General features: G+C 61.2%; 23 protein-coding genes and 1 pseudogene. 5 read left to right on the plus strand and 19 right to left on the minus strand.

What is annotated here, in order from left to right:
- Window positions 1-30: 30 nt before the first annotated feature.
- From ACRC4F_RS19175 to ACRC4F_RS19185, 3 genes are all read right to left on the minus strand, one after another.
- Window positions 31-1,182 carry a TDT family transporter gene (locus tag ACRC4F_RS19175; protein ID WP_438660750.1) on the minus strand — a complete coding sequence of 384 codons (1,152 nt, stop codon included), beginning with the start codon at window positions 1,180-1,182 and terminating at the stop codon, window positions 31-33.
- Window positions 1,183-1,287: 105 nt separating this feature from the next.
- Entirely contained in the window at window positions 1,288-1,599 is a 312-nt protein-coding gene (locus ACRC4F_RS19180) for a cupin (protein ID WP_438660751.1), read from the minus strand.
- 43 nt (window positions 1,600-1,642) lie between these two features.
- Window positions 1,643-2,836, minus strand: a complete 1,194-nt coding sequence (locus ACRC4F_RS19185; protein ID WP_438660752.1) for an MFS transporter — start codon at window positions 2,834-2,836, stop codon at window positions 1,643-1,645.
- Window positions 2,837-2,927: 91 nt separating this feature from the next.
- Between ACRC4F_RS19185 and ACRC4F_RS19190 the strand changes: the two genes are divergently transcribed.
- Window positions 2,928-3,467, plus strand: coding sequence for a TetR/AcrR family transcriptional regulator (locus tag ACRC4F_RS19190; protein ID WP_438660753.1), 540 nt, complete (start codon window positions 2,928-2,930; stop codon window positions 3,465-3,467).
- A gap of 233 nt (window positions 3,468-3,700) precedes the next feature.
- A complete protein-coding gene (locus tag ACRC4F_RS19195) occupies window positions 3,701-7,171 on the plus strand; it encodes a hybrid sensor histidine kinase/response regulator (RefSeq protein WP_438660754.1) in 3,471 nt (1,156 codons plus the stop codon).
- A 177-nt stretch (window positions 7,172-7,348) separates the two neighbouring features.
- Here the strand turns inward: ACRC4F_RS19195 and rmuC are convergent, their stop codons facing one another.
- Together rmuC and ACRC4F_RS19205 are read right to left on the minus strand one after the other, a co-directional pair.
- Window positions 7,349-8,713, minus strand: coding sequence for a DNA recombination protein RmuC (gene rmuC / locus ACRC4F_RS19200; protein ID WP_438660795.1), 1,365 nt, complete (start codon window positions 8,711-8,713; stop codon window positions 7,349-7,351).
- A 175-nt stretch (window positions 8,714-8,888) separates the two neighbouring features.
- Window positions 8,889-9,212, minus strand: coding sequence for a sel1 repeat family protein (locus ACRC4F_RS19205; protein WP_438660755.1), 324 nt, complete (start codon window positions 9,210-9,212; stop codon window positions 8,889-8,891).
- A 941-nt stretch (window positions 9,213-10,153) separates the two neighbouring features.
- Between ACRC4F_RS19205 and ACRC4F_RS19210 the strand changes: the two genes are divergently transcribed.
- From ACRC4F_RS19210 to ACRC4F_RS19220, 3 genes are all read left to right on the plus strand, one after another.
- Window positions 10,154-10,378: a hypothetical protein gene (locus ACRC4F_RS19210; RefSeq protein ID WP_008031832.1), complete on the plus strand. Its 225-nt coding sequence runs from the start codon at window positions 10,154-10,156 to the stop codon at window positions 10,376-10,378.
- 277 nt (window positions 10,379-10,655) lie between these two features.
- Window positions 10,656-11,138, plus strand: coding sequence for a hypothetical protein (locus ACRC4F_RS19215; protein WP_438660756.1), 483 nt, complete (start codon window positions 10,656-10,658; stop codon window positions 11,136-11,138).
- Window positions 11,139-11,284: 146 nt separating this feature from the next.
- On the plus strand, window positions 11,285-12,556 hold the full coding sequence (locus ACRC4F_RS19220; RefSeq protein WP_438660757.1) for an OmpP1/FadL family transporter: 1,272 nt from the start codon (window positions 11,285-11,287) through the stop codon (window positions 12,554-12,556).
- Window positions 12,557-12,645: 89 nt separating this feature from the next.
- On the opposite strand, the pseudogene ACRC4F_RS19225 reads toward ACRC4F_RS19220, so the two are convergent.
- The 14 genes and pseudogenes from ACRC4F_RS19225 to cobO form a co-directional block, all read right to left on the minus strand.
- Window positions 12,646-13,195 (minus strand): annotated as a pseudogene (locus tag ACRC4F_RS19225) (glutathione peroxidase).
- Window positions 13,196-13,250: 55 nt separating this feature from the next.
- Window positions 13,251-13,373 carry a hypothetical protein gene (locus tag ACRC4F_RS19230; RefSeq protein WP_438660758.1) on the minus strand — a complete coding sequence of 41 codons (123 nt, stop codon included), beginning with the start codon at window positions 13,371-13,373 and terminating at the stop codon, window positions 13,251-13,253.
- Window positions 13,370-14,578, minus strand: coding sequence for an MFS transporter (locus ACRC4F_RS19235; RefSeq protein WP_438660759.1), 1,209 nt, complete (start codon window positions 14,576-14,578; stop codon window positions 13,370-13,372). The genes ACRC4F_RS19230 and ACRC4F_RS19235 overlap by 4 nt, the downstream gene beginning before the upstream one ends.
- A 52-nt stretch (window positions 14,579-14,630) precedes the next feature.
- A complete protein-coding gene (locus tag ACRC4F_RS19240) occupies window positions 14,631-15,035 on the minus strand; it encodes a MarR family winged helix-turn-helix transcriptional regulator (RefSeq protein WP_438660760.1) in 405 nt (134 codons plus the stop codon).
- Between the two features lie 175 nt (window positions 15,036-15,210).
- A complete protein-coding gene (locus tag ACRC4F_RS19245; RefSeq protein WP_438660761.1) occupies window positions 15,211-15,942 on the minus strand; it encodes an adenosylcobinamide-GDP ribazoletransferase in 732 nt (243 codons plus the stop codon).
- A 2-nt stretch (window positions 15,943-15,944) separates the two neighbouring features.
- Window positions 15,945-16,520, minus strand: coding sequence for an alpha-ribazole phosphatase family protein (gene cobC / locus ACRC4F_RS19250; RefSeq protein WP_438660762.1), 576 nt, complete (start codon window positions 16,518-16,520; stop codon window positions 15,945-15,947).
- On the minus strand, window positions 16,517-17,572 hold the full coding sequence (gene cobT, locus ACRC4F_RS19255) for a nicotinate-nucleotide--dimethylbenzimidazole phosphoribosyltransferase (protein WP_438660763.1): 1,056 nt from the start codon (window positions 17,570-17,572) through the stop codon (window positions 16,517-16,519). The genes cobC and cobT overlap by 4 nt, the downstream gene beginning before the upstream one ends.
- Window positions 17,569-18,090 carry a bifunctional adenosylcobinamide kinase/adenosylcobinamide-phosphate guanylyltransferase gene (cobU, locus tag ACRC4F_RS19260; RefSeq protein ID WP_438660764.1) on the minus strand — a complete coding sequence of 174 codons (522 nt, stop codon included), beginning with the start codon at window positions 18,088-18,090 and terminating at the stop codon, window positions 17,569-17,571. Before cobU ends, cobT begins: the two co-directional genes overlap by 4 nt.
- Before the next feature lie 121 nt (window positions 18,091-18,211).
- Complete coding sequence (locus tag ACRC4F_RS19265; protein ID WP_438660765.1) at window positions 18,212-19,663, minus strand: cobyric acid synthase; 1,452 nt, start codon at window positions 19,661-19,663, stop codon at window positions 18,212-18,214.
- Window positions 19,660-20,652 (minus strand): threonine-phosphate decarboxylase CobD, encoded by a 993-nt coding sequence (gene cobD, locus ACRC4F_RS19270; RefSeq protein ID WP_438660766.1) that lies wholly within the window; start codon window positions 20,650-20,652, stop codon window positions 19,660-19,662. Before cobD ends, ACRC4F_RS19265 begins: the two co-directional genes overlap by 4 nt.
- Entirely contained in the window at window positions 20,645-21,553 is a 909-nt protein-coding gene (gene cbiB, locus ACRC4F_RS19275) for an adenosylcobinamide-phosphate synthase CbiB (protein WP_438660767.1), read from the minus strand. Before cbiB ends, cobD begins: the two co-directional genes overlap by 8 nt.
- A complete protein-coding gene (gene bluB, locus ACRC4F_RS19280; RefSeq protein ID WP_438660768.1) occupies window positions 21,550-22,200 on the minus strand; it encodes a 5,6-dimethylbenzimidazole synthase in 651 nt (216 codons plus the stop codon). The genes cbiB and bluB overlap by 4 nt, the downstream gene beginning before the upstream one ends.
- Window positions 22,197-23,579, minus strand: a complete 1,383-nt coding sequence (locus ACRC4F_RS19285) for a cobyrinate a,c-diamide synthase (protein ID WP_438660769.1) — start codon at window positions 23,577-23,579, stop codon at window positions 22,197-22,199. The genes bluB and ACRC4F_RS19285 overlap by 4 nt, the downstream gene beginning before the upstream one ends.
- A 10-nt stretch (window positions 23,580-23,589) precedes the next feature.
- Window positions 23,590-24,201, minus strand: a complete 612-nt coding sequence (cobO, locus tag ACRC4F_RS19290) for a cob(I)yrinic acid a,c-diamide adenosyltransferase (protein WP_090181682.1) — start codon at window positions 24,199-24,201, stop codon at window positions 23,590-23,592.
- Between the last annotated feature and the right edge of the window lie 78 nt (window positions 24,202-24,279).

A 24,279-nucleotide genomic window follows, 5' to 3' on the forward strand; every position in this document is an offset into this window, starting at 1 on the left:
TCAGGCCACACATTACCTAATCTTTGCCGCTTATTTCTTTAATCCTGCAATGCACGGCGAGACAAATAACTCGCCCCGCCATGCGCCTTGCACCGTGCGTTTGGAGACGATCAGCCACATCACCGCCAGCATCGCCACCAGCACGCAGCCGAAGACACTGAAAAACGTCAGGTTCAAGGTGCTGCCCAGTTTCAACGTTGTCAGAGAATAGACGCCCAGCGGGAAGGTGAAGCCCCACCAACCCAGGTTGAACGGGATACCGTCGCGCAGGTAACGCACGGTGATCAGCAAGGCCATCAGCATCCACCAGAAGCCGAAACCCCACAGTGTGATCCCGGCCACCAGCCCCAGTCCGGCGGCAATTTCACCGATACCCGGCAGGCCGTTGGCCGTGAAAATGGCCGGCGCGTCGGCGCCCAGCAGCAACATGCCCAACGCCCCTGTGCCGATCGGCCCCAGCGCCAGCCAGCTGGAGGCGGCCATGTTCTCGTGAGGCAGTTTATGCAGCGCCATGCGCAGCAACAGAATCGTCAGAATGCTGAATGCGACCGGCAAGGAAAAGGCCCACAGCACGTAGCTGGTCGTCAGCACCACCAGCTGCGAATGAGCATCGACCAAGTGCGGTGCCAGCAGACCACCGCTGGCGGCGGCCACTTCCGCCGCGACCACCGGCAACAGCCACACCGCTGTCATCTGGTCGATGCTGTGTTCCTGACGCGTGAACATCATGTACGGAATCAGCACACCGCAGGCCACAGACATGGCCACATCGAGCCACCACAGCACTTCGGCGACATGAATCACACCCTCGCCCCAACGCGGCAAGCCGAACACCAGGAAGCCGTTGATGATGGTCGCCAAACCCATGGGGATGGTGCCGAAAAACATCGAGACTGTGGAGTGGCCGAAAATCCGTCGCGCTTCATCGAAGAACAACACCCAGCGCGCTGCGTACGCGGCGGTGAACACCGCAAACAGGCAGATATTGAGCAGCCACAGGCCTTCAGCTACCGCGTGCAGACCGGGCATGGCAAAGGGCAATTGCGCCAGCGCCAATGCCAGCACGCCAGTGCCCATGGTCGCGGCGAACCAGTTGGGCGTGAATTGGCGAATGGCTTCCAGCGGGTGCTGCAAATGGCTGAGCGGTTTGAAACCGAGCGTGGTGGTGTTGGGGCATGGCATGGCGAATTCCTCTCCTCTTTTGAGGTGGAATTCATGGTAGATCCGAATCGAATATCTATATAACGGGTAATATCTCTAACTGTTATCTGTTTTGTAGATACACGGTCAGACGCTGCCTTCAGTTTCGATCACCAGAATTCTCGCCGCACCTTGCGGATGGGCGACGTGTTCAGTGCCGACCGACGCATAAAAGATATCGCCGACGTCGAGCAGCGTTTGTTTTTCGACGCCCTGTTCGCGATAGCGCATCTGCACCTGTCCATCGAGCACGACGAACACTTCCTGCCCATCGTTGACGTGCCATTTATACGGCTGATCGGTCCAGTGCAACCGGGTGGTGATGCCGTTCATGTTGGCGATATCCAGGGCGCCCCAGGCACGGTCAGCGGTGAAGGATTTGCTGCGGATGATCTTCATCGGGGCGGTCCGTCGAAAGGAATGACGACGCCAAGGCTAGCGGTCATCGAACATCGACGCCAGAGACTTTGACAGGCTGCTGACGCATCAACGCGAGCAGAGCGCCGATCGACAGGACAATCAGCACGGCGCCATAGCCATCGGTCGTCGCCACCAGACCAAAGGCCCGCGTCAGGTTCCCCGCCAGCAACGACGGCAGGCAGAACGCCAGATAGCTGAGCACATAAAACGCCGACATCAACCCGGCGCGTTCGTGAGGTAAGGCCAGCGGCACGACACTGCGCAACGCGCCGAGGAAACTGGCGCCGAAACCGCAACCGGCCACCAGCGTCCCGATGAAAAACAGCGGCAGGCTGGCGCTGTGGACCGCCAGCAGAATCAGCGCCACGCCCACGGGCAGAATGCTCGCGCCGATCCGCAGGACTTTGTCCGCCGGGCGACTGCGCAAGGAGTAGATCATCAAGGCGCCGGTGACGGTCAGCGCCGCCACTGTCGCACCGCCAATCAGATTCGAAGTCGAGCCGGTGGCCGTCCGCACAAGGGACGGAGCGAGGGAGGCGTAGAAACCGCCGAGCGCCCACGCCGCGGTGTTAAGCTGCAGCACCAGCCACAACGCACGCCGCGCCTGGACGGGCACATGCAAGGTCGGACGCAGCGAAGCCAGCGCCCCCGGTTGTGGGCTGACGCTTTCCGGCAGACGCCAGACGTACAGCGCCTGCAACCCGAACAACGCGAGCAGCACCCAAAAGGTCAATTGCAGCGGCAGCGGCGCAAACTCGGCCAACAAGCCGCAGCCCATGGCGCCGGCCGCCATGCCCAGCAGCGGCGCGACGCTATTGACCAGCGGGCCTTGCTGACGATCGGTATCGAGCAGCGCGGCGCCCAATACAGCCGTCGCCATCCCGGTAGCAAAGCCTTGAAGCACTCGAGCACTGATCAACCAGGCGACGCTGTCCGCATTGATGAACAGCAGCATCGCCAGCATGTTCAGCAGTACAGCGGTGAAAATCACCGGTTTACGCCCCAGGTAATCCGAAAGCGAACCGACGGTGAGCAGTGCCGCGAGCAAGCTGATGGCGTACACGCCGAAGATCAGGGTCAGGGTCGCTGCCGAAAATTGCAGGTGTTCCTGGTACAAGTGATACAGAGGCGTCGGCGCAGTGGAAGCGGCGAGGAAACTCAGTAAAGTGATCGCCAGAAACCACAGGCTGGAACGGTTTGATGTAGAGCTGGACATGCGCACACTCCGCAAAAGCTAATTTGTTGCTTTTGCGGAGTGTGCTCCTGGCCAGCGCTTAAAGCAAATTCTTTGTGTTAAGGTCCGCCGTATGGCTATTAAAGAAGGTTTACGGCCCGGTGGCCGAAGTGCCCGGGTGCAAGAGTCGATTCATTCGGCTGTCCGCGATCTGCTTGAAGAGCAGGAGCGCTCGACCGTAACCGTGCCGCAAATCGCTGCGCGCGCGGGGGTGACGCCGTCGACGATATATCGGCGTTGGGGCGATTTGTCGACGCTGCTGGCCGACGTCGCCCTCGCCCGCCTGCGCCCGGAAAGCGAACCGGTGAACACCGGCAGCCTGAGCAGTGATGTGCGGGCCTGGGCGGAGCAGTATCTGGACGAGATGAGTTCCGAGCCCGGCCGCAACATGCTGCGCGACGTGCAATGCAGCACCACACCGGTCTATTGCGCGACGATCATTGGTGGGCAGTTGCAGACGATTCTGGATCGCTACCCGGATCAGCCGAAGCCGAGCGTTGATCGATTGATCAACCTGGTGGCGGCGCCAACGGTGTTTCGTATCCTGTTTTCAGCGGCGCCGCTGGAGGTAGAGGAGTTGCATTGGTTGATCGAGATTGCGTTGAACCAGTAACGCCGCCAATCGCGAGCAGGCTCGCTCCCACAGGGAATTTGTGAACGACACAGATCCAATGTGGGAGCGAGCCTGCTCGCGATGAGGCCCGCAATGACGACAAAGACCCCACAGACAACCCCCCTGCGACACCCCGCCACGCCACGACCTTGGTCGACACTGACGAACCCCGGCCATCGTGCGAGACTGTCTGTCCGGGCGGGAGTCCCGGGTGTCTTTTGTCTGGAGTTCCCATGTCGCTGTCCAGCGGGCTGATCGCCGCCGTCGCCCTGGCCTATATGGCCATCATGTTCGCCATCGCCTTTTACGGCGACCGTCGCAGCACACCGTTGCCGCCGCGAGTGCGCGCGTGGGTGTACAGCCTGTCGCTGGCGGTCTACTGCACCAGCTGGACCTTCTTTGGCGCCGTGGGCCAGGCCGCCGAACAACTCTGGTCTTTCCTGCCGATCTACCTCGGGCCGATCCTGCTGCTGGTTTGCGCGCCGTGGGTCCTGCAAAAAATGGTGATGATCAGCAAGCAGGAGAACATCACCTCCATCGCCGACTTCATCGCCGCCCGTTACGGCAAATCCCAGTCGCTGGCCGTGGTGGTGGCGCTGATCTGTCTGGTGGGCGTGCTGCCTTACATCGCCTTGCAGCTCAAGGGCATCGTCCTCGGGGTCAACCTGCTGATCGGCGCCGGTGCCGACGCCATGGGCACCCGCGCTCAGGACACGGCACTGATCGTGTCGCTGGCGTTGGCGCTGTTCACCATTGTCTTCGGTACTCGCAACCTCGATGCCACGGAACACCACCGCGGCATGGTGCTCGCGATTGCCTTCGAATCACTGGTCAAGCTGTTCGCGTTTCTCGCGGTCGGCGCGTTCGTGACCTACGGCCTGTACGACGGGTTTGACGACCTGTTCGATCAGGCCATGCTCGCCCCGCGCCTGGAGGCGTACTGGAAGGAAACCATCAACTGGCCGTCGATGGTGGTGCAGACCGGCGTAGCGATGATGGCGATCATCTGCCTGCCGCGGCAGTTCCACGTGACGGTGGTGGAAAATATCGACCCTCAGGATTTGCGCCTGGCGAAATGGGTGTTCCCGGCTTACCTGGCGCTGGCGGCGTTGTTTGTCGTACCGATCGCCCTCGCGGGCCAGATGCTGCTGCCCAGCTCGGTCCTGCCGGACTCTTTTGTCATCAGCCTGCCGCTGGCTCAAGCCCACCCGGCCTTGGCAATGCTGGCCTTTATCGGCGGTGCTTCGGCGGCGACCGGCATGGTGATCGTTGCCAGCGTGGCGCTGTCGACCATGGTCTCCAACGACATGTTGCTGCCGTGGCTGCTGCGCCGAAACAACGCTGAGCGACCATTCGAAGTGTTCCGCCAATGGATGCTCTCGGTGCGCCGGGTCAGCATCGTGGTGATTCTGTTGCTGGCTTACGTCAGTTATCGCCTGCTCGGCTCCACCGCGAGCCTGGCGACCATCGGCCAGATCGCCTTCGCCGCCGTGACCCAACTGGCCCCCGCCATGCTGGGCGCGCTGTACTGGAAACAAGCCAACCGCCGGGGCGTATTCGCGGGCCTCGCCGCCGGCACATTCCTCTGGTTCTACACCCTGATTCTGCCGATTGCGGCGCACAGCCTCGGCCTGTCCCTGAGCAGTTTCCCGGGGCTGGCGTGGTTGCACAGCAACCCGCTGAACCTGCCACTCACCCCACTCACACAAGGCGTGGTGTTGTCGCTGGCGGCCAACTTCACGCTGTTCGCCTGGGTGTCGGTGCTGTCACGCACGAGGGTGTCGGAGCACTGGCAGGCCGGGCGTTTCATCGGCCAGGAAATCAGCGCTCGCCCCAGCGCCCGTTCGATGCTGGCGGTGCAGATTGAAGATTTGCTGCAACTGGCCGCCCGTTTCGTCGGTGAAGAACGATCGCGGCAGAGCTTCATCCGTTTTGCCTACCGCCAAGGCAAAGGCTTCAACCCGAATCAGAACGCTGACAGCGAATGGATCGCCCATACCGAACGCTTGCTGGCCGGCGTACTGGGCGCGTCCTCGACACGCGCCGTGGTAAAAGCCGCCATCGAAGGTCGGGAAATGCAGCTAGAGGATGTCGTGCGCATCGCCGACGAAGCCTCGGAAGTGTTGCAGTTCAACCGCGCCCTGTTGCAAGGCGCTATCGAAAACATTACCCAAGGCATCAGTGTGGTCGACCAGTCGCTGAAACTGGTGGCCTGGAACCGGCGCTATCTGGAGTTATTCAATTACCCGGATGGGCTGATCCGGCTCGGCCGACCGATTGCCGACATCATTCGCTACAACGCCGAGCGCGGACTGTGCGGGCCCGGCGAAGCCGAAGTGCACGTCGCCCGCCGCTTGCACTGGATGCGTCAGGGGCGCGCCCACACCTCTGAAAGACTTTTCCCCAACGGGCGTGTGATCGAACTGATCGGCAACCCGATGCCCGGCGGTGGTTTCGTCATGAGTTTCACCGACATCACCGCGTTCCGCGAGGCCGAGCAGGCGCTGACTGAAGCCAATGAAGGCCTTGAGCAGCGCGTCACCGCACGGACTCACGAACTGTCCCAACTCAACGTGGCCCTGACCGAAGCCAAGGGCACCGCCGAGTCGGCCAACCAGTCGAAAACCCGTTTTCTGGCAGCGGTCAGCCATGATTTGATGCAGCCGTTGAATGCCGCACGCCTGTTCTCCGCCGCCCTCTCTCATCAAGACGATGGCCTGTCCAGCGAAGCGCAGAAACTGGTGCATCACCTGGACAGTTCGCTGCGCTCGGCCGAGGATCTGATCAGTGACCTGCTGGACATTTCCCGTCTGGAAAACGGCAAGATCAACCCGGATCCCAAACCCTTTGTGCTTAATGAGTTGTTCAATGCGCTCGGCGCCGAATTCAAGGCACTGGCGCAGGAGCAAGGGCTGACATTCCGTGTGCGGGGCAGCACCTTGCGGGTCGACAGCGACATCAAACTGCTGCGACGGATCCTGCAGAACTTCCTGACCAACGCGTTCCGCTACGCCAAGGGGCCGGTGCTGCTCGGTGTGCGGCGACGCAAGGGCGAGTTGTGCCTGGAGGTCTGGGACCGTGGGCCGGGTATTCCTGAAGACAAACAACAGGTGATTTTCGAAGAATTCAAACGCCTCGACAGCCACCAGACGCGCGCCGAAAAAGGCCTGGGCCTGGGGCTGGCAATTGCCGATGGGCTGTGTCGCGTGCTGGGCCATACCTTGCGCGTACGGTCCTGGCCGGGACGCGGTAGCGTGTTCAGTGTCAGCGTGCCGCTGGCACGGGCACAAACCGTCGCGCCGGCCAAGGTCGCCGAACTCAACGGTCATGTGTTGAACGGCGCGCAGGTGCTGTGTATCGATAACGAAGACAGCATCCTGATCGGCATGAACAGTCTGCTGACACGCTGGGGTTGCCAGGTCTGGACCGCGCGCAATCGTGATGAATGCGCGGCGCTGTTGAACGACGGGGTACGTCCGCAATTGGCGCTGGTGGATTACCACCTGGACCATGGCGAGACCGGGACCGAGTTGATGGCGTGGTTGCGCACCCAACTTGGGGAGCCGGTGCCTGGCGTGGTGATCAGTGCCGATGGCCGGCCGGAGACGGTGGCCCAGGTGCATGCGGCGGGCCTGGATTACCTGGCCAAACCGGTGAAGCCGGCGGCGTTGCGGGCGTTGTTGAGTCGGCATTTGCCGTTGTGATGCGGTCCTTCTGACCACACAAAACCTGTGGCGAGGGAGCTTGCTCCCGCTCGGCTGCGCAGCAGTCGTCAATCAGACAGCTCGGTATACCTGATAGTCATCGTGCCAGCACTTGGGGCTGCTCTGCAGCCCAACGGGCGCAAGCTCCCTCGCCACAAAGGTCAGGTGGTGACTTGCTTACTCGGGCAGTTCAGCCAACCCATCGACATCGGTCATCGCCCGCTCCAGCAGATCCGCCGGCAAGCTCTTGCTGGCTCGCGCGCCCAGCAATTTCAACTGCTCACTGCGGCTGACCAGGTTGCCGCGCCCTTCTGTCAGCTTGTTGCGCGCTGAGCTGTAGGCCTTGTCCAGTTGCTGCAGGCGATTGCCGACTTCGTCCAGGTCCTGGATGAACAACACGAACTTGTCGTACAGCCATCCGGCGCGCTCGGCAATTTCCCGGGCGTTCTGGCTCTGGCGCTCTTGCTTCCACAGACTGTCGATGACTCGCAGAGTCGCCAGCAACGTGGTCGGGCTGACGATGACGATGTTGCGGTCGAAGGCTTCCTGGAACAGGGTAGGCTCAGCCTGCAAGGCTGCGGAAAATGCCGCTTCGATCGGCACGAAGAGCAAGACGAAATCCAGGCTATGCAAGCCGTCGAGTCGCTTGTAATCCTTGCCCGACAGGCCTTTGACGTGATTGCGCAGCGACAGCACGTGCTGCTTGATGGCGATCTGGCCGATGGCATCGTCCTCGGCCGCCACGTATTGCTGATAGGCCGTGAGGCTGACTTTGGAGTCGACCACCACCTGCTTGTCGCCCGGCAGATAAATGATCACGTCCGGCTGGAAACGCTCACCGTCCGGGCCCTTGAGGTTGACCTGGGTCTGGTACTCGCGACCCTTCTCCAGCCCGGCGTGTTCGAGCACGCGCTCAAGAATCAGCTCGCCCCAGTTGCCCTGGGTTTTCTGCCCTTTCAACGCGCGGGTGAGGTTGGTGGCTTCGTCGCTTAGCCGCAGGTTCAGTTGCTGCAGGCGCTCCAACTCTTTGGCCAGGGAAAACCGTTCGCGGGCTTCCGCCTGATAGCTTTCCTCGACGCGTTTTTCGAACGATTGGATGCGTTCCTTCAACGGATCGAGCAACTGGCCCAGACGCTGCTGGCTGGTTTCGGCGAAACGCTGCTCACGCTCGTCGAAGATCTTGCCCGCCAATTCGGCGAACTGGGCTCGCAGCTCGTCTCGCGAGCCTTGCAGGTCGTTCAGGCGTTTCTGATGGCTGTCCTGCTGCTCGCGCAGCTCGGCGTTGAGCGAGGCCGCCTGGGCGTCCAGGCGCCGCAGCTCGGCTTCTTTGCCGGCGCGCTCGATGTTCCAGGCGTGGGACGCGTCGCGGGCGTCATCGCGCTCGATTTGCAGCAGTTCAATTTCACGGCGCATGGCGGCCATTTCTGCCTGCTTGGCGGCGTTGGCCTGGCCCAGATCACCGATTTCATCGCGACAGGTTTCGAGCTGGGCATTCAAGCCGTCCTGCGCCAGTTGCGACATGGCCAATCGCTCTTCCAGCATGGCCAGCTCGGCTTGCCCCGCGCTCGCACGGCGCTGGATTTGCCAGGCCAGTACCAGCAATGGCAGTGCAGCGCCCGCCAGACCCAGCAAGATGCTGGTCAAGTCCATAGCCATAGCGACTCCTGCCAATGAGATAAAGCTTGAAGGTTAACCAAGGCGTCGGAACTTGGACAGCTCAGTCTTCGATCAGGCCCAGTTCCTGCTGGGCGCGTCGATCGCCTGCTCGCGCGGCCTGGCGCAACAGGTCCTGGCCAATGCGGCGATCGCGGGCATTGCCGCATTCGCGGCACATCAGCTGGCCGAGACGACTTTGCGCGGCCACCACACCTTCACGGGCAGGCTGTTTGAGCAAACGTCCGGCGAAGTGCTTGACGTTGGTGTTTTCACCCAGGCGCGGACTATCCAGCAACCATTCCGCCACGCGCATCGAAAAGCGTTTTGGAGGGGTAACAACGGGAGGTGTGGAGGTGGCAGCAACTGATACGGAGCGAAACTTCATAAAGCACTGTGGGGCAGTTCGGAAGGCGCGCCACTCTACTCTTTTTTTCTTACAGGTAAAGCCTAAAAAATCCCGGCACGCCCGTCCTAGAGCAAGCGCTCGGGACAATCCACAGAAGCTGTGGATAACTCAGTGGACAACCGCCCTTGAACTCGCGCAAAGCCCTGTGGAATGGGGCTCGCAGTCAAACTGACGATTTTTTCACCAGTAAAAAAAAGCGATGTTTTTCATTGACTTAAATTTTCATTACAGGCACCCACTGTGGTCGGCGCGTGGATGACAGTCCGGTTACAGACTGCGCAACTTATGTGCACAAGTACCTTCTTGGCAGTTATATCTACGCGCTTTTTCGTATCGTTTTGTCGGACGTTTCTGGGGATAACCCCGGCGAACCCTTGTTCCAGGCTCATGCCGGTTCGCTGACCAGTGGTCGGAAAATGGCCCAATACGGAGCGCAATAGCGAGGCACGGGATTTATTTTGCTTCCACTCTTCCCTTCGCTAGCTTGTTCCGTTAGTATCCGCGGCGTTAGTACCAAGCTGAAAGTCAATTCTGGTCGAACAAATCCTCCCGGTCAGCCTTCCCAAAGGAAGCCTCTACCGAACAAGCGGGATCGACCACCTCGATGGTTTCCAGGTAAACCTTGCGCCAACACAGCCTTTGAATCGAATGCAAAGGGTGTTGCGAAGCTCACTTACTCTGACCGAACCAGCCTGCAAATTGATCAGGATCTTCACCCCGGGCCCAGAACCTTTGCCCTTGATGTGTTGCCTGCACTCCTAAGTACCTACCTGCCAGCCCAAGCGCGCCAATTATCAGCGCTTCAAACTGGCTGCTTTGTTCCAGTCGGGTTCTTCGTTCGACCAATGGTGGTCGTCGTCACTGGAACGTTTTAATTTTGCACGGCTCTTATCCGTGTCGCTTGTAGGAACACCCATTCAATGACTACTCAAATCCACACCCAGGATGCCATTCGCACCCTAACCAACGCTTTTGCACCAATGAACTGCCTGATCATGGCCGCTCGCAAAGGCTGCTTCAGTTTCACTCTGGTTAACGAACACGGCATCGCTCGTCACAGCGAACGCCTTTACCCCGATCAATACTCCAGCGCTGAGCCGCTGCAGGCCGTGATCGAGCGTACCCGTCAGGCACTGGTTGCCTGATACGCCAGAAAGGCTGAAAACCTCAAAAGCCCTGCTCGAAAAGCGGGGCTTTTTATTGCCCGCGATTTGCCATCGCAACCCCTGCGGCTAAGCACTAACCGATATAACGGTTATAACAGGAAGCCAGAAATATTTTAAAAACAGTCCTTTACGGCGCGAATATGACACTACACTTCAACTCAAGCGGCTTGATCCGCTTCCGGCGAGCCTGATTCGATTCACCCGCTGCCAACGCTACCTTCAGGCATCGCCGCCCATTTAATGTTTCGAGGGCTTTATGGGTATCGCTGCCAGCGAACTGTGCCGTTATGTGATCCGTCCGACATTGATTTACCTGGGACGCCATAGCGCAACTGCCGAATCCCTGCTGCTGGGCATTGCCGCCAGCCAGTCAGCCCTTGGTTCCGCCCTGCATGACCGCCGTGGACACGGCCTGTACCGAATCGCCGAACCCCGCCACCAGGCACTCTGGGATCACTACCTGGCACTGGACCCGGAACGCGCAAGCCTCGTGCGCGGCCTGGCCAGCCAGCACGCCTTTCTCAGCGGGCCGCACCTGGAATTGACCGTCAACCTGCGTTACGCCACTGCCATCGCCTGGCTGCTGGTGGAAGAACAGAACACCCCCCTCCCCGCCGCGGATGACTTGTTGGGAATGGCCCGAATCTGGCGCCAGACTTTTCAACCTCAAGGACGCCTGCGCGACTTCACCGACGCTTGGCAATCCTGTGTTTCACCCCTGAATCAGGTCGCCTGCTGACCCACCGGTTTCCAAAGATCCTGCATTGGGTCGCGATTCTGGTCGGATTGTCCTACAAAACCGCTCTAACTCAAGCCATACAGCCTATAGCGCTGGGACGAAAATGTTGGTAATTTTCGCCCCGGTGATCACCAGGAGTTCTAATAATGAAAAAAGTAATGCTCAAAACCACCATTAGCCTCGCCGTTGCCATGGCATCCACCCAGATCTTCGCAAGTGGCTTTGCCCTCAACGAACAAAGCATCAGCGGGATGGGAACAGGTTTTGCCGGGCGATCTTCCTCTGCCGACGACGCATCCACCATTGCTGGCAACCCTGCAGGCATGTCTCGCCTCAAGCGCGAACAAGTGACCGGCGGTGTTGCATTCATCGACGCGCACACTGACATCAGTGACGCCAGCTCCAGCCCGAATGGCGGTAGCAACAAAGGTGACATGGTCCCTTTCATGGGCGTGCCGATGGGTTACTACGTCAAGCCAATCGATGACCACTGGGCAGTCGGTTTCGGCGTCTACGCTCCATTCGGCCTGGTGACCGACTACGAGAACGGCTTTGCCGGCCGTTACTTTGGCAGCAAGAGCGAAGTCAAGATCGTCACCCTGCAACCGACTGTCAGCTACGCCTTCAACGACAAGGTGTCCATCGGTTTCGGCCCGACCATCAACCGCATCGACGGCACCCTGGAATCGAACCTGTCGATTACCCAGGCCGCGCCAGACGGCAAGGTCAAGATCGAAGGTGACGACACCGCACTGGGCTACAACATCGGTTTGCTGGTTCAAGCCACCGACAGCACTCGCGTCGGCCTGACCTACCACTCGAAAGTGAAGTACAAGCTCGAGGGTAACACCAAGGTCAACTACAACGTGCTCGGGGCTGTGGGTCAGAATCCAAGCCAGAAGTACGACGCGTCGCTGGACCTGACCACCCCTGAATCGGTGGACTTCTCGGTCACTCACCAGCTGGACGACAAGTGGACCCTCTACGCAGGCAGCACCTGGACTCGCTGGAGCCGCCTGAAAGAAATTACTGTCGATAACAAAGGAGTTCCGGCGATCCTGAACAGTCAGTTCGGCACCATCACCGAAGAACAGAACTGGCACGACACCTGGGCTCACGCCATTGGCGCGTCCTACCAGCTGAACAAGCAGTGGGTATTGCGTACCGGTCTGTCCGTCGACCAGGCACCGACCAACAACACCGACCGCTCCCCGCGCATTCCGACTGGCGATCGCAAGATTTTCAGCCTGGGCGCTGGCTGGAGCCCGACCGACGACCTGACCATCGACGTCGCGTACTCGTACCTGCGTGAAGAGTCGGTCAAAGTCGACAACAGCAACAACCGTGGCCAGAACTACAACGCCAAGTATGAAAACTATGCTAACGGTTTCGGTGTAGGTGCGACCTACCGCTTCTGATGATTCACAGCGAGCCTGAACCACTCGCCACCTGAATCAAAAAAGCCCCGCTCTCTTGTACAGAGGCGGGGCTTTTTAATGGGCGTCGATCAGGGTTGCGAAGCCAGGGCCTTTTCCACCGCCGCGATGAAATCAGGATCGTCGGGCTTGGTCAGGCTCGAGAAATTGGCAATCACCTTGCCCTTGCGATCAACCACGTATTTATAGAAATTCCACTTCGGCGCACTGGAGTTTGGCCAGGACCTTGAACAGGTGCGTCGCGTCGTCGCCGCGGACTTTCTGCGGCTCGGTCATGGTGAACGTCACGCCGTAGTTCACGTAGCAGACCTTGGCGGTCTCAGCGCCGTCCTTGGACTCTTGCTTGAAGTCATTGGACGGAACGCCGATTACCTCCAGCCCCTGATCCTTGTAACGCTGATTCAGCGCCTCAAGGCTTTTGAACTGCGGGGCAAAGCCGCAGAAGCTTGCGGTATTGACCACCACCAGCGGTTTACCCTCAAACCGTTGGCACAGGTCGATAGATTCCTTAGCGCGCAACTTGGGCAACGAGCCCTGCAACAGTTCAGGGCATTCGGCCGCTTGTGCCAATCCGGTAAACGCCATCAGCAACGCGGGGACTGCAATCCAGCGCATCAGCATGTCGGTGCATCCTTGTTCAATGGTCACAAACGAAGTTACTCGCCCACGCCGGTTCCTAGCAAGCGCCCATGCCCAACTGCATCAATGCCAGTCCGCCCTGATGCCAACCCCACCAAGCCAGGGCCAGCAGCAAGGCGCCGACAGCGGCGATTGCTATCCGCGGCAAGAGGCTGTTCATATCGCACTCATCCGGGTTTGCAGGCGCGCAACCGGCTGCTCACGCACCGGCCAGTTCAGGGCGGCGGCCAACAGGCTCAAGAGAATCGCCACTTGCCAGATCAAGTCATAGCTCCCGGTTCGGTCATACACCACGCCACCCAACCAGCCGCCGAGGAACGAACCGAGCTGGTGGAAGAGGAAAACAATCCCACCGAGCATGGACAGATTTCGCACACCGAACAAGGTCGCTACCGTGCCGTTGGTCAACGGCACGGTCGACAGCCAAAGGAAACCCATGGCCATGCCGAACACGTAAGCGGTGGTCGTGGTGACCGGCGCCCATAGAAACCACGCAATCACCACCGCCCGCAGCAGGTATAAACCGGTGAGCAAGCGCGGTTTGGACATACGACCGCCGAGCCATCCCGCGGTGTACGTGCCGAAGATATTGAACAGCCCGATCAGCGCCAGCACCGTGGTGCCCACCGTAGCCGGAAGGTGCTGATCCACCAGATACGCCGGCAAGTGCACACCGATGAATACCACCTGGAAACCGCAAACAAAAAAGCCGAAGGCCAACAGCCAGAACCCCGAATGGGAGCAGGCTTCGCGCAGCGCTTCGGAGAGGGTTTGTTCATGACCGAGGACTGGCAGCGGTTTGTCCTTGAGCATGCTCACCAGCGGAATGATCAGCGCCACCAGCAGGCCCAGCACCAGCAATGCCGCGGACCAGCCCAGCCAGCCGATCAACCCCAGCGTACCGGGCAACATGGCGAATTGACCAAACGAACCTGCAGCGCTGGCGATGCCCATGCCCATGCTGCGTTTCTCCGGCGGCACGGCACGACCGACCACGCCGAGGATCACCGAGAACGACGTGCCCGAGAGGCCGATGCCGATCAGCAGGCCGGCACTCAGGGACAAGGTCACGGCCGAGTCGGACAAGCCCATGAACACCAGGCCCAACGCGTACAGCACACCGCCAATCAGCACCACTTTCGCCGCACCAAAGCGGTCAGCCAGGGCGCCGGTGAAGGGCTGCGCCAGGCCCCAGATCAGGTTCTGCAAAGCGATTGCAAAAGCAAACGTCTCACGCCCCCAACCGAACTCGGCACTCATGGGTGCCAGAAACAGGCCGAAGCCGTGTCGCACGCCCAACGACAATGCCAGGATCAGCGCACTCCCCACCAACACCCAACCACACGTACGCCACATCGAGGTCATTCTTATTCTCCGGTAGCGGGTATATACCCGCTTAAGATCGGAAAAACCGGCATTACGCCAGTTCGTCCAGCAGTCGCAACAAGGTTTCGCGTTTTTCGGCACCCAGACGGTCGACCAGGCGCTGCTGCGCCGCTTCCCACGCAGGCAAGGCCGCTGCCAGGCGCTCTGCGCCCGCCTCGGTCAGCCGGACGATGCGATTACGCATGTCCTCGCCCTCGACCAGCATCACCAGGCCCTCACCTTCCAGCACCCGAAGATTGCGCCCCAAGGTGCTGCGGTCCAGGCCCATGGCTTCGGCCAGGGTGGAAATACTCGGTTCATTCAGGCGCTGCAGATTGCACAGCAAAGAATACTGGGCAACGTTGATCCCGAAGCCATCGAGTGCGCCGTCGTAATGCCTGCTGACGCCACGGGCGGCGCGACGCAGGTTGATGCATAAACATTGAGAGTCGAGCATGGTGCGTGTATATACCCGCGAGTGTGTTAAATCAAGTTACAGATGGGTTCATTCAGGGATATCGAAGTGTCTGGCAGACCGCAATCGCGAGCAGGCTCGCTCCCACAGTTGACCGCATTCCATTGTGGGAGCGAGCCTGCTCGCGATGAGGACGGCACATCCTGCCCACAAACCATCAGGCCAACGCCAATCCTGCCAGCACCGCCATCTCCATCAACTCCAGCATCGCCCCGGCCGTATCCCCCGTCGTTCCGCCCAATCGCCGCAGCATCACCTGCCGCAACCAAACGAACATCACCGCCGCCAGCACAAGCGCCCAAACGCCGCTGAACCCTGCGATCAGCACAGATGCTAACGCACTGACCGCCAACACCTGCTTGCCCGCAGCGCGCGGCAAATGATCGGCCAACGCCTGCCCCAAACCACCGGCACGCACATACGGCGTGGTCAGGAACAATCCCAGCAGCGCGCTGCGGCCAATCAGCGGAACGATGATCAGCAACACGCTGTGCTGCTGCTCGATCAATGCCAGCAACGCGGCGAATTTGAGCAGCAACACCAGCACCAGCGTCACCACCGCAATCGGCCCGCTGCGCGGGTCTTTCATGATGGTCAGCGTGCGTTCGCGGTCGCCGAAACCACCGAGCCACGCATCGGCGCTATCGGCCAGGCCGTCCAGGTGCAGCGCGCCGCTGAGCAGTACCCAAACGGTCAGCAATAGCGCAGCGTGAAGCAGCAGCGGCGTGCCGAGCAGTAGCCAGTTCAGCGCCCATAAAAGCGCGCCGAACAGCAGCCCGACCAGCGGATAAAACAGCAGCGACCGACCCAGCTCCTGGGGTGCCGGCATGCCAGGCAAACGAATCGGCAAACTGCTGAGAAATTGCAGGGCGATCCAGAACGGCAACATGATCAGATCGCTTCCTTGAGAATGACGCCTGACTCGACGCTCATCGAAAACAGCACCCCATGGCCGACTTCGACATTCAGCAACTGCTCTCGCGGCAACCCCCGTGCCTGAGCCAGCAACAAACGCATGACGCCGCCATGGCTGATCAGCAAAATCCGTTCGCCCGCATACGTCGCGTGCAGACGCTCCACCGCCGCCAGCACCCGCGTCGAAAAATCCCCGACCGGCTCACCCTCAGGTGGCGTAAACGAATAGGGATCGGCCCAGAACAGGCCCAATCCTTCAGCATCAGTTTCCATCAGCGCTGCCGCGCTCTGCCCTTCCCAGGCGCCGAAGTGCAGTTCTTGCAGATCTTTGTCGAGGTGCACGGGCAGCCCCAACTGCGCACCCAGCTCATCGGCAAACCGCGCACAACGTTGCAGCGGCGAACTGATCAAGCGATCCCACGGCCCTTGCTCGACCACCGCGGCGCGCATCTGCTCCCAGCCCTTGGCGGTCAGCGCATCGTCTAGGCTGCCGCGCAATCCGCCGCCGAGTTCGGTCTCACCATGGCGCAGAAGATCCAGACGCAGCGTCATGCCGGGCGGTCCGCCACCGCGGCTTCGGCGAAGGTCGCCATTTGCCCGTGAAGATCGCAGGCCAGTCGCAGCAACGGCACGGCCAACGCGGCGCCACTGCCCTCGCCCAGGCGCAGGCCGAGGTCCAGCAGCGGCTCGGCATTAAGGGTTTCCAGCACATGACGATGGCCCGGCTCGGCACCGCGATGGCCGAACAGCAGCCACTCACGGCATTCAGGATTCAAGCGCACCGCCACCAACGCAGCGACGCTGCAAATAAAGCCGTCCACCAGCACCGCAACGCCTTCCTGGGCGCACGCCAGATACGCGCCGACCAACGCTGCAATCTCAAAACCGCCGAGGTTGAACAGCGTTTGCAACGCATCACCGCGCTGAGCGCCGTGCAATGCCAGGGCACGTTCGATGACCTGGGCTTTGTGGCTGACCCCCGCCGCGTCCAGACCGGTGCCCGGCCCGGCCAAATGCACCACCGGGCAATCGAGCAAAGCACAGGCCAGAGCGCTGGCCGCCGTGGTGTTGCCAATGCCCATCTCACCGCCGATAAACAGCTGCGCACCGGCGGCGACCGCACGCTGCACGCTGTCGCGACCAGCCTGCAAGGCGAGTTCGCCCTGGGCCTGCGTCATGGCCGCACCTTTCACGAAGTTGGCAGTGCCCGCACCGATGTTGAGATGACGCACACCCGGCAGGTTCAACGACGGCGTGATCGTGCCGAGGTCGACCACTTCCAGCGAAGCCCCGAGCTGACGCGCCAAAACACTGATCGCCGCACCACCGCTGACGAAGTTGTGCAGCATCTGCCCGGTAACTTCCTGAGGAAATGCCGACACGCCCTCGGCAACAACGCCATGGTCACCGGCAAAAATGGCAATCCACAACTGATCAAGGCTCGGTTTGACCTGTCCTTGCAGCCCCGCCAATTGCACGGCCACCGATTCAAGTCGGCCAAGGGAACCGGCGGGTTTGGTCAGCTGCTGTTGACGTGCTTGCGCCTGCTCGACGGCTTGCGCATCGATCGGCTTGCACGGGTTCAGCCACCAGGATTGAGTCATAACGCAGTTCCTTTCAAAGTCAGGGGCAGGCCGGCGACGGTCAGGACGGCCCGTTGGCAGCGCTCGGCCAGGGCCTGATGCAGCCAACCGGCTTCATCGACATAGCGGCGAGTCAATTCGCCCAGCGGCACGACACCCATTCCGGTTTCGTTGCTGACAAAAATGATTTCACCCGGCAATGAGGCCAGGCTGTCGAGCAGGGCTTCGCGTTCGGCCGTCAAACGCTGATTGTCTTCAAGCATCAGCAGATTGGTCATCCACAGGGTCAGGCAATCCACGAGCAGGCAACGGTCGGCGCGGGCGCTTTCGCGCAGTACGCGGGCGAGTTCGATCGGCTCTTCTATCAACGCCCATTCCGCCGGACGACGGGCGCGGTGATGGGCGACGCGTTCGTTCATTTCGCCGTCCAAGGGTTGGCTGGTGGCGATATAAGTCACTGCCAGACCACTGTCGAAGGCAAGTTTTTCAGCCAGACGACTTTTGCCGGAGCGGGCGCCGCCGAGGATCAGTTGCAGCATGGTGACATCCTATAAATGTGCGGTGAGGCAACTGCCGTCATCGCGAGCAGGCTCGCTCCCCCATTGGAATGCGATCCCCTGTGGGAGCGAGCCTGCTCGCGATGAGGCCAGCACAGCCACCTCAAATCCCACAGAGTTCACGCAGCAGCGAGGTATCCAGATGCTTCTCCACCAAATCCGCCAACCGCTCGATATCCCGCTCGCGCAACCCGTGGTAATCCACGTCCTGCACATCCTGCAAACCCGCCCAGCGCAACAACGCACTGCACGCTGCCGGAGACTCGAACAGCCCATGCAGATAGGTGCCGGAAATCTGCCCGTCAGCACTTTGCGCGCCATCGCAGCGACCATCTTCCAGCTGCACCGCGGCGTTTTCCAGCGCCGGCCCGGTGGTGACGCCAGCATGAATTTCATAACCACTGACCTCGGCATTTTCCAGTGCCAAACGCCCGCGCACATTGCGCAGTTGCTTCTCTTCTTCAAGCTGCGTTTCGAACGCCAGCAAGCCCAGGCCTGCACTGGAACCCGGCACGCCTTCGAGGCCCAGGGGGTCATGCACTTGTTCACCGAGCATTTGCAAACCGCCGCAAATCCCCAGCACTTTGCCGCCATAACGCAGATGACGACTGATCGCCGCGTCCCAGCCATTGGCGCGCAAATACGCGAGGTCGCTGCGCACGCTTTTCGAGCCGGGAAGAATGATCAGGTCGGCCGGCGGAATCGCCTGGCCAGGGCCGATGAATTGCAGGTCCACTTGCGGATGCAGGCGCAGCGGATCGAAATCGGTGTGGTTGCTGATGCGCGGCAGCACCGGCACCAGCACTTTCAGTACGCGCTCGGCCTTGTCGGTCTGGCGCTGATCGATGCCGTCTTCGGCTTCCAGGTGCAGATCCATCACATACGGCAGCACGCCGATCACCGGTTTGCCGGTGCGCGCTTCCAGCCAGTCGAGACCCGGTTGCAGCAAGGCGATGTCACCGCGAAAACGGTTGATGATGAAGCCTTTGATCCGCGCCTGCTCGGTGGGCGACAGCAATTCCAGTGTCCCCACCAGATGCGCGAACACCCCGCCGCGATTGATGTCGGCGATCAGCACCACCGGGCAATCCACCGCTTCGGCAAAGCCCATGTTGGCGATGTCGCCGGCACGCAGATTGATCTCGGCCGGCGAGCCTGCGCCTTCGACCATCACCACCGGATACGCCGCGCTCAATCGTTCATGGGAAGCCAGCACCGCTTGCATGGCGATGGTTTTGTAGTCGTGATAGGCCACCGCGTTCATCGTCGTGACCGCGCGACCGTGAATGATCACTTGGGCGCCGGTGTCGCTGTTGGGTTTGAGCAGCACCGGGTTCATGTCGGTGTGCGGTTCAAGGTTGGCCGCCTGTGCCTGCACCGCCTGGGCGCGACCGATCTCGCCACCCTCGGCGGTCACGGCACTGTTGAGCGCCATGTTCTGCGGTTTGAACGGCACGACGCGCACGCCCTGACGCGTGACCCAGCGACACAGCGCCGTCACTAGCGTGCTTTTACCGGCGTCGGAGGTGGTGCCTTGCACCATTAGCGTGGTCATCGGGATTCCTTGACGTAGTCTTGAAGCGCCAGTTCGAGACGCTGCCAATCGGCCTCATCCGCAGGCAAGCCGAAACGCACGCTGCTGTTGTGGGCGAACAGCCGCAGCAAGATGCCACGCCGCGCCATGAACTCGTGAAGCGCTTCGGCATGCTCGGTGATCAGCCATTGAAACAAGGCACAGCCGCCCTGTGGCTGCAAACCATACTGCCCGAGCAAAAGGGCCAGGCGCTCGCTGGCCTCCTCACTGCGCACGCGTTGCCTTGCGTGGCCTGCGGTGTCCAGCAAACAGGCCTGGCCCAACACCCGCGTGGGCCCACTGACCGCCCAGGGCCCGACCTGCTCGGCGAGCAATTTGAGCAGTTTGCGCTCAGCCAGCACAAAGCCCAGCCGCACACCGGCCAGACCAAAAAACTTGCCGAAGGAACGCAGCACGATCAAGCCGACCTGATGGGCAAATGGTGCCACGCTCAACTGCGGCGTGTTGTCCATGAACGCCTCGTCGACCACCAGCCAGCCGCCGCGCGAGGCCAGCCGGGCATGCCAGTCGAGCAGACGACTTGGGCTCAGGCTCAGGCCCGTCGGGTTGTTCGGATTGACCACCACCAGCACGTCGAGGCTGTCGATATAGAAGTCGACTTCCTGCTCCAGCACTTCGCGCACGATGTAGCCATTGCGCCGCCATGCCTCAGCGTGTTCGGCATAACACGGCGATAGCACGCCGACCTTGCCGGCCCGGCGCAAACGCGGCAACAACTGAATAGCCATTTGCGAACCGGCGACCGGCAGCACCTGGGCGGCGCCGTAATAATCGCAGGCCGCCTGCTCCAGACCGTCATCGGTTTCCGGCAAGCGCGCCCAGGCCCGCAGCGGGATATCCGGGATCGGGAATGGCCACGGCGCGAGGCCGCTGGACAGGTCCAGCCAATCGGCTTCGGCAATGCCGTACTCGAGCGCTGCCTTGCGCAACCGGCCACCGTGCTCAAGCATAGAATTCAGCTCCCACGCAGAGAATCAGCAGCCATAACCATACCCCGCGCTGGACCAATTGCCAGCCACGGTCGATGGAGTCGGCATCCGCCGGCGCGCCTTCGCCCAATTGCGGACGCTGATGCAATTCACCGTGATAGATCGCCGCCCCGCCCAACTCGACGCCGAGTGCACCGGCGCCGGCCGCCATCACCGGCCCAGCGTTCGGGCTGTCCCAGGTCGGGCCCTGAGTGCGCCAGCATTTCAACGCCAGTCGGGTCTTGCCCAGCAACGCGTAGGTCAATGCCACAAGGCGCGCAGGAATGTAATTGAGGACATCGTCGATCTTCGCCGCGGCCCAGCCGAAACGTTCGAAGCGTTCGTTGCGATAACCCCACATCGCATCCAGGGTATTGCTCAAACGGTAGAGCACCACGCCGGGTGCGCCTGCCACCGCAAACCAGAACAGCGCAGCGAATACCGCATCGCTGCCGTTCTCCAGGACTGATTCCGTGGCGGCGCGGGCGACTTCGGTTTTATCCAGTTCGCTGGTCTGACGGCTGACCAGATAGCCGACCCGTGTGCGCGCCTCATCCAGATCATCGCTGCGCAGGGCCTTGGCCACCGGTTCAACGTGCTCACCGAGGCTGCGCATGCCGAGGGCGCAATAGAGCGCGAGAATCTCGACAATCCAGCCCACATAAGGCGCCCAGGAAAACGCCGTGGCCAGCAAGGTCAGCGGCAACACCGCAATCACCCAGGCGGTAACGCCGTGACTGCGCCAGCCACGGCCCTCACCATTGAAACGTTGCTCGATGCGGTCGGCAAAGCGGCCGAACGCCACCAGCGGATGCCAGCGTTTGGGTTCACCCAGCAGCGCGTCCAGCGCCACCGCGGCGACACTCAATAACGCCACACTCATTGACTCACTCCCCAATAATTTTCATACAGCAACTCACTGAGCGGACGCGCCTGCGCCCACCCTTCGAGTACCAGCATCGGCGCCGGATAGAATTCCTTGACCGGGCCGAGGCAAAGAACCGCCAGCGGCTTGGCTCCGGACGGCAAACCGAGCAGGTCCGTCAGCGCTTGCGGCTCGAACAGCGACACCCAGCCCATGCCCAGGCCTTCAGCGCGGGAGGCCAGCCAGAGGTTCTGGATTGCGCAGGACAACGAGGCCATGTCCATTTCCGGCAAGGTGCGACGACCGAAGATGTGGCGCTCGCGATCGTCCATCAGTGCGGCGACCAGCACCTCGGCGCAATCGTTGATGCCTTCGACCTTGAGCTTCATGAATTCGTCAGTGCGCTCGCCGAGGGCTTCGGCGGTGCGGATGCGTTCTTCTTCCACCAACTGCTGGATCTTGCCGCGCAGGACTCGGTCGCTGATGCGGATAAAACGCCAGGGCTGCATCAGGCCGACGCTTGGCGCCTGATGGGCGGCTTCGAGCAGGCGCCGTAGCAACTCGGGTTCGACGGTGCCGCCGCTGAAGTGGCGCATGTCGCGGCGTTCAGCAATGGCCCGATACACCGCTTCGCGCTCAGCTTCGGAGAATGCGTTGTCGGTCATGGCCTCTTCGCGAGCAGGCTCGCTCCCACATTTGAAATACATTCCCCTGTGGGAGTGAGCCTGCTCGCGATGGCGGTTTCACACTCGGGCGCAAACAATGCAGCTACGGCAGTGGGATTGGACGGGAAATAAAAGTGCACATAAGAGGCCGTCATCCGCCCCTCACGGTAAACCGCCTCCGCCCCACGCCCGCCATTCGGGCTCAGCCCACGAGCAATCGGTTCAAGCTCGGTGCTGGTCAACGAATGATGATAGGTATGCCCACGGAGCAAACCTTCCGGCAACTCAACCGCCTGCAACGCCAGCGCGGCCAGTCGCTTTTGCATCACCGCATCACCTTTGAGCAAGCCCACCAGTTCGGCCCGAGTACCTTCGACATCGGTCAACGAATCGAGCAAATACAACATCCCGCCGCACTCGGCCAACAGCGGTTTGCCGGCGGCATGATGGGCGCGGATTGCATTGAGCATCGAGGTGTTCTGTGACAGCGCCACATGGTGCAGTTCCGGATAACCGCCCGGGAGATAAAGGCTGTCCGCTTCAGGCAAATCAGCATCGCGGATCGGCGAGAAAAACAGCAATTCGGCGCCCATCGCCCGCAGCAGATCCAGGCTCGCGCCGTAGGTGAAGGCAAACGCTTCGTCACGTGCGACGGCGATTCGGACACCTTCAAGCAAAGGTTCGGCGACGATCACATCGGGTCCGGCAAACTCCACGGGCGGAGGCAGCGCCACATCGCAACTGCTCGCCAGCGATTCGGCCGCCGCATCGAGGCGCAGGTCGAGATCGTTCAACTCGCTGGCCTGGACCAGACCGAGATGTCGACTCGGCAATTCGATCCCGGTTTCCCGCGACAAGGCGCCGTACCAGCGCAAACCTTCCGTCAGGCTGCCTTCGAGCAATTGTGCGTGCCGCAACGTGCCCACGCGGTTGGCCAACACGCCGGCGAACGGCAAGTCCGGCTGATACTTCGCCAACCCCAACGCCAGCGCACCAAAAGTCTGCGCCATCGCCGTACCGTCGATCACGCCGAGCACGGGGACACCGAAGTGCCGCGCCAGGTCGGCGCTGGACGGCGTGCCGTCGAACAGGCCCATGACGCCTTCGATGAGGATCAGGTCGGCTTCGGCCGCGGCTTCCCACAACAGTCGACGACTTTCCTGCTCGCCGACCATCCACATGTCCAGTTGATACACCGACGCCCCGCTGGCGCGCTCGAGAATCATCGGGTCGAGAAAGTCCGGGCCGCACTTGAACACGCGAACCTTGCGCCCCTGATTGCGATGCAAACGGGCCAGCGCGGCGGTGACGGTGGTCTTGCCCTGACCGGAGGCCGGCGCGGCGATCAGCACCGCCGGGCAATGACGTATGCTTTTCATAAAATAGTATTCACAGCTCGACGCCTTTTTGCGCTTTGATCCCGGCCTGGAACGCGTGTTTGATCACGCCCATTTCGGTAACGGTGTCGGCCAGCTCGATCATTTCCGGCTTGGCGCCGCGACCGGTGACCACCACGTGTTGCATCGGCGGACGCGCCTGCAAGTCAGTGAGCACTTGATCGAGGTCGAGGTAACCGTGCTTGAGGGCAATGTTCAGCTCATCCAGCACTACCAGGCCGATCGATGGATCGCGCAGCAATTCACGGGACACCGCCCACGCGGCTTCGGCGGCGGCGATGTCACGCTGGCGGTCCTGGGTTTCCCAGGTGAAGCCCTCGCCCATCACATGAAAACGCACCTGCTCCGGAAAGCGCCGGAAGAACAGCTCTTCGCCGGTGCTGTTGCGACCCTTGATGAACTGCACCACACCGCACTGCATGCCGTGCCCCATGGACCGGGCGAGCATGCCGAAGGCCGAGCTGCTCTTGCCTTTGCCGTTGCCGGTCAGTACCAGCAGCAGGCCGCACTCATTCGGCGAGTTGGCGATGCGTTCGTCGATCACGGCTTTTTTGCGCTGCATGCGCGCCAGATGGCGTTCGTCACGATCAGGGGAATCAGTCATGGGGGAGCTCTCCGTTGAGGCTGGATAACGGCGGGCAGGCACAAGAATAGACGGCAAGAAGCCTGGCATCGCCCACCG

Origin of the sequence: Pseudomonas sp., assembly GCF_051660785.1 — a bacterium.
Classification (GTDB): domain Bacteria; phylum Pseudomonadota; class Gammaproteobacteria; order Pseudomonadales; family Pseudomonadaceae; genus Aquipseudomonas.

Excerpts from the sequence above, each read along its gene's own strand:
- cobU (WP_438660764.1), bottom strand. The coding sequence starts at position 18,090 with ATGCTGCAACTGATCCTCGGCGGCGCCCGCTCCGGCAAAAGTCGTCTG.
- cobT (WP_438660763.1), bottom strand. The coding sequence starts at position 17,572 with ATGACTCAATCCTGGTGGCTGAACCCGTGCAAGCCGATCGATGCGCAA.
- ACRC4F_RS19245 (WP_438660761.1), bottom strand. The coding sequence starts at position 15,942 with ATGTTGCCGTTCTGGATCGCCCTGCAATTTCTCAGCAGTTTGCCGATT.
- ACRC4F_RS19220 (WP_438660757.1), top strand. The coding sequence starts at position 11,285 with ATGAAAAAAGTAATGCTCAAAACCACCATTAGCCTCGCCGTTGCCATG.
- ACRC4F_RS19240 (WP_438660760.1), bottom strand. The coding sequence starts at position 15,035 with ATGCTCGACTCTCAATGTTTATGCATCAACCTGCGTCGCGCCGCCCGT.
- ACRC4F_RS19185 (WP_438660752.1), bottom strand. The coding sequence starts at position 2,836 with ATGTCCAGCTCTACATCAAACCGTTCCAGCCTGTGGTTTCTGGCGATC.
- ACRC4F_RS19195 (WP_438660754.1), top strand. The coding sequence starts at position 3,701 with ATGTCGCTGTCCAGCGGGCTGATCGCCGCCGTCGCCCTGGCCTATATG.
- bluB (WP_438660768.1), bottom strand. The coding sequence starts at position 22,200 with ATGACCGACAACGCATTCTCCGAAGCTGAGCGCGAAGCGGTGTATCGG.
- cbiB (WP_438660767.1), bottom strand. The coding sequence starts at position 21,553 with ATGAGTGTGGCGTTATTGAGTGTCGCCGCGGTGGCGCTGGACGCGCTG.
- cobD (WP_438660766.1), bottom strand. The coding sequence starts at position 20,652 with ATGCTTGAGCACGGTGGCCGGTTGCGCAAGGCAGCGCTCGAGTACGGC.
- ACRC4F_RS19190 (WP_438660753.1), top strand. The coding sequence starts at position 2,928 with ATGGCTATTAAAGAAGGTTTACGGCCCGGTGGCCGAAGTGCCCGGGTG.
- ACRC4F_RS19235 (WP_438660759.1), bottom strand. The coding sequence starts at position 14,578 with ATGACCTCGATGTGGCGTACGTGTGGTTGGGTGTTGGTGGGGAGTGCG.
- ACRC4F_RS19215 (WP_438660756.1), top strand. The coding sequence starts at position 10,656 with ATGGGTATCGCTGCCAGCGAACTGTGCCGTTATGTGATCCGTCCGACA.
- ACRC4F_RS19265 (WP_438660765.1), bottom strand. The coding sequence starts at position 19,663 with ATGACCACGCTAATGGTGCAAGGCACCACCTCCGACGCCGGTAAAAGC.
- ACRC4F_RS19205 (WP_438660755.1), bottom strand. The coding sequence starts at position 9,212 with ATGAAGTTTCGCTCCGTATCAGTTGCTGCCACCTCCACACCTCCCGTT.
- ACRC4F_RS19285 (WP_438660769.1), bottom strand. The coding sequence starts at position 23,579 with ATGAAAAGCATACGTCATTGCCCGGCGGTGCTGATCGCCGCGCCGGCC.
- ACRC4F_RS19175 (WP_438660750.1), bottom strand. The coding sequence starts at position 1,182 with ATGCCATGCCCCAACACCACCACGCTCGGTTTCAAACCGCTCAGCCAT.
- cobO (WP_090181682.1), bottom strand. The coding sequence starts at position 24,201 with ATGACTGATTCCCCTGATCGTGACGAACGCCATCTGGCGCGCATGCAG.
- ACRC4F_RS19210 (WP_008031832.1), top strand. The coding sequence starts at position 10,154 with ATGACTACTCAAATCCACACCCAGGATGCCATTCGCACCCTAACCAAC.
- rmuC (WP_438660795.1), bottom strand. The coding sequence starts at position 8,713 with ATGCTGGAAGAGCGATTGGCCATGTCGCAACTGGCGCAGGACGGCTTG.
- cobC (WP_438660762.1), bottom strand. The coding sequence starts at position 16,520 with ATGACGCTGCGTCTGGATCTTCTGCGCCATGGTGAGACCGAACTCGGC.
- ACRC4F_RS19230 (WP_438660758.1), bottom strand. The coding sequence starts at position 13,373 with ATGAACAGCCTCTTGCCGCGGATAGCAATCGCCGCTGTCGGCGCCTTG.
- ACRC4F_RS19180 (WP_438660751.1), bottom strand. The coding sequence starts at position 1,599 with ATGAAGATCATCCGCAGCAAATCCTTCACCGCTGACCGTGCCTGGGGC.